This window comes from Galactobacter sp. (assembly GCF_022712295.1).
Lineage (GTDB): Bacteria > Actinomycetota > Actinomycetes > Actinomycetales > Micrococcaceae > Galactobacter.
On the sequence record NZ_JALAGT010000172.1, the window covers coordinates 1 to 5,147 of the forward strand.

General features: G+C 64.6%; 5 protein-coding genes. 1 reads left to right on the forward strand and 4 read right to left on the reverse strand.

From position 1 onward, the window contains the following. Nucleotides 1–60: 60 nt before the first annotated feature. Together Q0A15_RS12450 and Q0A15_RS12455 are read right to left on the reverse strand one after the other, a co-directional pair. Nucleotides 61–825 (reverse strand): fumarylacetoacetate hydrolase family protein, encoded by a 765-nt coding sequence (locus Q0A15_RS12450; RefSeq protein WP_291279848.1) that lies wholly within the window; start codon nt 823–825, stop codon nt 61–63. 40 nt (nt 826–865) lie between these two features. Continuing rightward, nucleotides 866–1,501: a TetR/AcrR family transcriptional regulator gene (locus Q0A15_RS12455; protein ID WP_291279849.1), complete on the reverse strand. Its 636-nt coding sequence runs from the start codon at nt 1,499–1,501 to the stop codon at nt 866–868. A 196-nt stretch (nt 1,502–1,697) separates the two neighbouring features. Between Q0A15_RS12455 and Q0A15_RS12460 the strand changes: the two genes are divergently transcribed. Beyond that, the gene (locus Q0A15_RS12460; protein WP_291279850.1) at nt 1,698–3,224 is read left to right on the forward strand and encodes a CocE/NonD family hydrolase; all 1,527 of its coding nucleotides are present in this window, start codon (nt 1,698–1,700) and stop codon (nt 3,222–3,224) included. Nucleotides 3,225–3,567: 343 nt separating this feature from the next. Here Q0A15_RS12460 and galE read toward each other — a convergent pair whose 3' ends face one another. Both galE and Q0A15_RS12470 read right to left on the reverse strand, forming a co-directional pair. Then, complete coding sequence (gene galE / locus Q0A15_RS12465; protein ID WP_291279851.1) at nt 3,568–4,596, reverse strand: UDP-glucose 4-epimerase GalE; 1,029 nt, start codon at nt 4,594–4,596, stop codon at nt 3,568–3,570. 164 nt (nt 4,597–4,760) lie between these two features. Then, nucleotides 4,761–5,147, reverse strand: a 387-nt coding sequence (locus tag Q0A15_RS12470; RefSeq protein ID WP_291279852.1) for an aminotransferase class IV, incomplete at its 5' end; no start/stop codon positions are given.

Genomic DNA, 5,147 nt, shown 5'->3' on the forward strand with positions numbered 1-5,147 from the left:
CCGTCACAGCCCCCTAGAGGAACCAGGAGGCACTGACGGAAAGCCTAAGGAGGGTCGGGATCAGGCGCCCAGGAATTGATTCCCCAGGGTTCCGATGCCTTCGATGGTGACCTCGACGCGCTGCCCCTCACGGACCAAGCCGACTCCGGCAGGGGTGCCGGTCAGCAGCACGTCGCCCGGAAGCAGGGTGAATGCGGCGGAGGCCTGCGCCACCAAGGCACGCACGCCGTGGATCATGTCCGAGGTATTGCCGTCCTGCACCACGTCCCCATCAAGAGTGGTCTGCAACGAGAGGCCATCCGGGTCCAGCTGCGTCTCGATCCAGGGCCCCAGCGGGCAGGACCCGTCCCAGCCCTTGGCCCGGGCCCACTGGCCGTCGGTACGCTGCTTGTCACGAGCGGTGAGGTCGTTGGCGCAGGTGTAACCGAAGATCACGTCCTCGGCACTCTCGGCCGGCACGTCCTTGCAGATGCGCCCGATCACCACCGCGAGTTCGCCCTCGTAGGAGATCTCGTCGGAGAAGGACGGCAACCGTACCGGCTCACCCGGGCCGACCACGGCGGTGTTGGGCTTCAGGAACATCAGTGGCTCGTCGGGCACCTCGTTGCCGAGCTCGGCAGCGTGCTCGGCGTAGTTGCGGCCGAAGCAGACCACCTTGGAGCGCGGGATGATCGGGGCCACCAGCCGGACATCATCCAGGGCGTGACGGGTGCCGGTGGGCTGAACGCCGTGGAAGAACGGGTCGCCAGTGAGTTCGGCGACCTCATCGCCTTCCACGAGCGCGTAGAACGGTTCGGAATCCAGGACACAACGGGCAATACGCATGGGTCCCACTCTACCGAGCGAGACGTCCGCCGGTGTTCACTTACGCCGTAGAGGTCCAATCCGTAAATCTTTCAGACGGCAGCGGCGGCGGAACCGGCCCCTCGTCATCCGGGACAGGACGCAGCCCCTTGAGCAGAAGTGCAAGGTGACGTTCCGCCACCGCACGGCTCAGAACCGACTCCGGGTCGGTAGCCGCAGCGATACCGCGCGTCAGCGTCGGGACGTCAGTGGCGTCGAGATCGGCACGCACGGCACCTTCAGCCTTGGCCCGATCGACCATACGAGACAGTACCGGGGCGATACTCTCGCTGAGCCGCTCGGTCTGGGTCGTACCCGCCCCCAGCAGCACGGCATACACGCCGCGGTCTGCGATCTGCATCTCCAGTACCCGGCGAAACGCCCTGACCAAGGCCGCCCACCCAGTCGCGGCCCCTTCGTCCCGCTCAAGGCCCGACAGCGCCCGGTCCACTACGTCGCCGAAGAGAAGGTCAATCAGATCCTGCTTCGAGCCCACCGCCCTGTAGACGCTGCCGACACCGAGTCCCGCCGCAGCAGCGATCTCTCGAATCGGTACGTCAAGTCCCTTCAACGCGAAGAGCTTGCGCGCCTCGTCCAGCACCTTGATGCGATGCTCTGCCGCATCCCGGCGCAACGGTTTGGATGGTTGCTGATTCACACGGCCCACGTTATCGTCTACAGCAATCGGAACGCTATGTTCCGCTTACTAGCGGGCCGCAAGGCCCTCATCGCAGAAAAGATCCAGCTGTATGACCCCCTCACGTCAAAGACCACAGCTCATCGACCGGATCAACGCGCGTCGGAGCAGACTTCCCGAGCCGAACGCTTGGAACAAGCATGAGGTGAGGATCCCCTTGCGTGACGGAGTGCGGCTGGCCGCGGATCTTTACGCCCCGGCGGCTCCGTCCAAGGGCGTCATCCTCGTCAGGACCCCATACGGCCGCGGCACCATCATGAGCCTTCAGTTCGCCCGTGTCTGGGCCGGGCAGGGCTACACGGTTCTCTACGTGGCTTCGCGTGGGACCGATGGCTCCGAAGGGACTTTCGACCCGATGCGCACGGAGACCGAGGACGGCCACGACGTCATCGATTGGCTGCGGGGACGCCCCTTCTATCCAGGCTCGTTCGCAACGTTCGGGCACTCCTACCTAGGGTATGCGCAGTGGGCCATTCTCGAGGATCCACCGGAGGATCTCGTGGCAGCGGTAGTCATGGAAGGTCCTCACGACTTTGCCCGTCACGCCTGGGACAGCGGTTCCTTCCACGGCGACCAACTCGGATGGGCGGCCATGGTGGAGACAATCCACAGTCATTCCGTCAAGGACCTGGCCCAGGCCATCAAGCTCAACCGTTCCCCAGAACGCGTGCTGCGTTCCACCCCGGTTATCGACGAAGCCGACAAGACCTTCGCAGACGCCTCCCCCTGGCTGCATGAAAGGCTGGTCCGCTCCGACCTCGATGACCCCTACGTTGCCTCAATGAGGCATGCACGCGCCCTCGAAGTCTCGACGGTGCCGACACTGATCATTGCCGGCTGGCAGGACATCTTCCTCCCTCAATCCATTGAGCAGTACCAGGCACTGGCCGCACGTGGAGTAGAGACTCGGCTCATTGCGGGTGCGTGGACGCACACCGACATGGACAACACCGTAGTACGCCCTGCCGTGCTCGACTGGCTCGACAGTCATCTGAAGCCAACGCAACAGGCCGCCGCAACAGGGTCGGCTCCGGCCCAGGTGCCCGATCACGGCGTCGACGTGGAACTCACCCCCACCGGCACGTGGCGCCATCTGACGACGTGGCCTCCGGAAGGATCCACCACAGCGCTGTATCCCGGTCCTGACCACCAGCTCACTTCGGCCATGCCGGTGAACCACGACATATCATTCGTCTTCGATCCAGCCGACCCGACGCCGAGTATCGGCGGAAACGAGCTGAGTAAGGGTGGCTATCGCGAGGATACCTCCGTTGCGAAGCGCGACGACGTCCTCCATTTCGACACACCGCCCCTCGAGAATGAGCTCACTATCATGGGTTCGCCGAAGGTGCAGCTCAATCATCGAACCGACCTGCCGGATGCCGACGTGTTCGTCCGGGTATCGGACGTCGACGAGTCGGGGCGGTCCACCAACGTGACCGACGCCTACGTCCGTGTGGTCGGTGAACACGACTGCGTTCAGCTCGACATGCACCACACCGCTCACGTCTTCGCCGCGGGACATCGCATCCGGCTGCTCGTGGCCGGCGGCTGGTTCCCCTATTACTCCCGCAACTCGGGCACCGGCGAGAACCCCCTGACCGCCGCGACATTCCGCCCCAACCGCCATCGCATCACGTTCGGTCCCGGCACCGTACTGGAGTTGCCGACGGTGGAGAACTGACCTCAACCACCCATCGAAAGGTACACCAATAAAGCTGACCACCAACCCCTCGTTCACCCTGACAGTCGACCTCGCCGTACCCGTGGAGGCCGGTGACGTGCCGGGCGGAACCCGGCGAATCATGCCCATCGCGGGTGGACGGGTCGACGGCCGCGTGGTTGAACGCAACGCAGTTCCTCGGAGTGCTCCGCCCCGTTTCGCTTCAACAGATCGCTATCGAGATCCACAAGGCGGTCGTGGAACCTTGAGCCGGCATGGTTCAGCTTGTGTCCGACGACGCGGGCCCGCCTACCAGCGGAAGGCGGGCCCGCGCCGTCGGGCATTGGGTAGACCTGAACGAGATTCAGGACTCCGCATCTTCGTCGGCATAGCCATAGGGGTTGTTGCTCTGCCAACGCCAGGTGTCCCGGGCGATGTCCTCGAGGCCGCGCTCGGTCTTCCAGTTCAGCTCGATACGGGCGCGGGACGGCTCGGCGTAGTACTCGGCGAGGTCGCCTGGGCGGCGGTCCACGATCTCGTAGGGAAGTTTCTTCCCCGAAGCGCGTTCGAAGGCGTGGACCACATCCAACACCGAGGAGCCCTCACCGGAGCCCAGGTTCCATGCCCGTGCCCCGGGGTATTCCGGCAGCGCGTCGAGGGCGGCGACGTGCCCCTTGGCGAGGTCCACCACATGGATGAAGTCGCGCACGCCTGTGCCATCCGGCGTGGGGTAGTCGCCGCCGAAGATGCTCAGGTGGTCGCGGCGGCCCACCGCCACCTGGGACACGAACGGCATCAGGTTGTTCGGGATACCCTGCGGGTCCTCCCCGATGCGTCCGGACTCATGGGCACCAACGGGGTTGAAGTAGCGCAGCTTGGCGATGTGCCAGGACGGATCGGCAACGGCGAGATCGTCCAGGATCTGTTCGATATCTAGCTTGGTGCGCCCATACGGATTGACGGCCTTGGTGGGCAGATCCTCGGTGTACTGGACCACGCCGGCATCGCCGTAAACGGTCGCGGAGGAGGAGAAGACGAAGGTCTTCACGCCGGCATCGGACATGGCCTCCAGCAGATTCAGCGTGGAGAGGATGTTGGTGCGGTAGTACTTCAGCGGCTTGGCCACCGACTCCCCCACGGCCTTCAGACCGGCGAAGTGGATGACGGCATCGAAGTTGCCCTCCGCCAGGATCCGGTGGGTGTTCTCCCGATCCAGGAGGTCCGCCTCGATCAGCTCGACGTCGCGGCCCGCCAACTCCGAGACTCGGCGAACGGCCTCGGGCGAGGAATTGTCGAAGTTGTCCAGGACCACAGGCTCATGACCTGCATCGATCAGTGAGAGCACCGTGTGGGATCCGATGTAGCCGGCACCGCCGGTCGTGAGAACGCGCATGATTCGATCCTATCGAGATCCCCCGACGTGTCTGAACAGAAATGCCCAGGCATTCCGTCACAGCCTCCTACATAAAGCCAGAGGCGGCGACGGAAAGCCTGGGCAGAATCAGGCGCGTGCTGAGGCGGCGGAGGCGCTTTGCCCCGGTCCTCAGACCAAGCGCGTCAGACCAGGCGCGTCAGCCAGCCGTGGGTATCCTCCACCGCACCGGTCTGCACGCCGAGCAACTGTGCGCGGATGCGACCCCATACCGAGTCGGACTCGGAGGTCACCGGGAAGGTCATCTCCCCCTGGTTGCTCTTCAGCGCGGACAGAGGGGTGATCACCGCGGCCGTACCGCAGGCGAAGACCTCCTTCAGGGCACCGGACTCGTTGGCCGCACGCCATTCGTCGATGGTGATCCTGCGTTCCTCGATCGTCAGGCCCATCTCCGCGGCCAGCGTGAGCACGGAATCCCGGGTGACGCCGTGGAGGATGTTGCCGTTCAGGCGGGGGGTCACCAGCGTGTTGTCGATGACGAAGAAGACGTTCATGCCGCCGAGTTCCTCGAC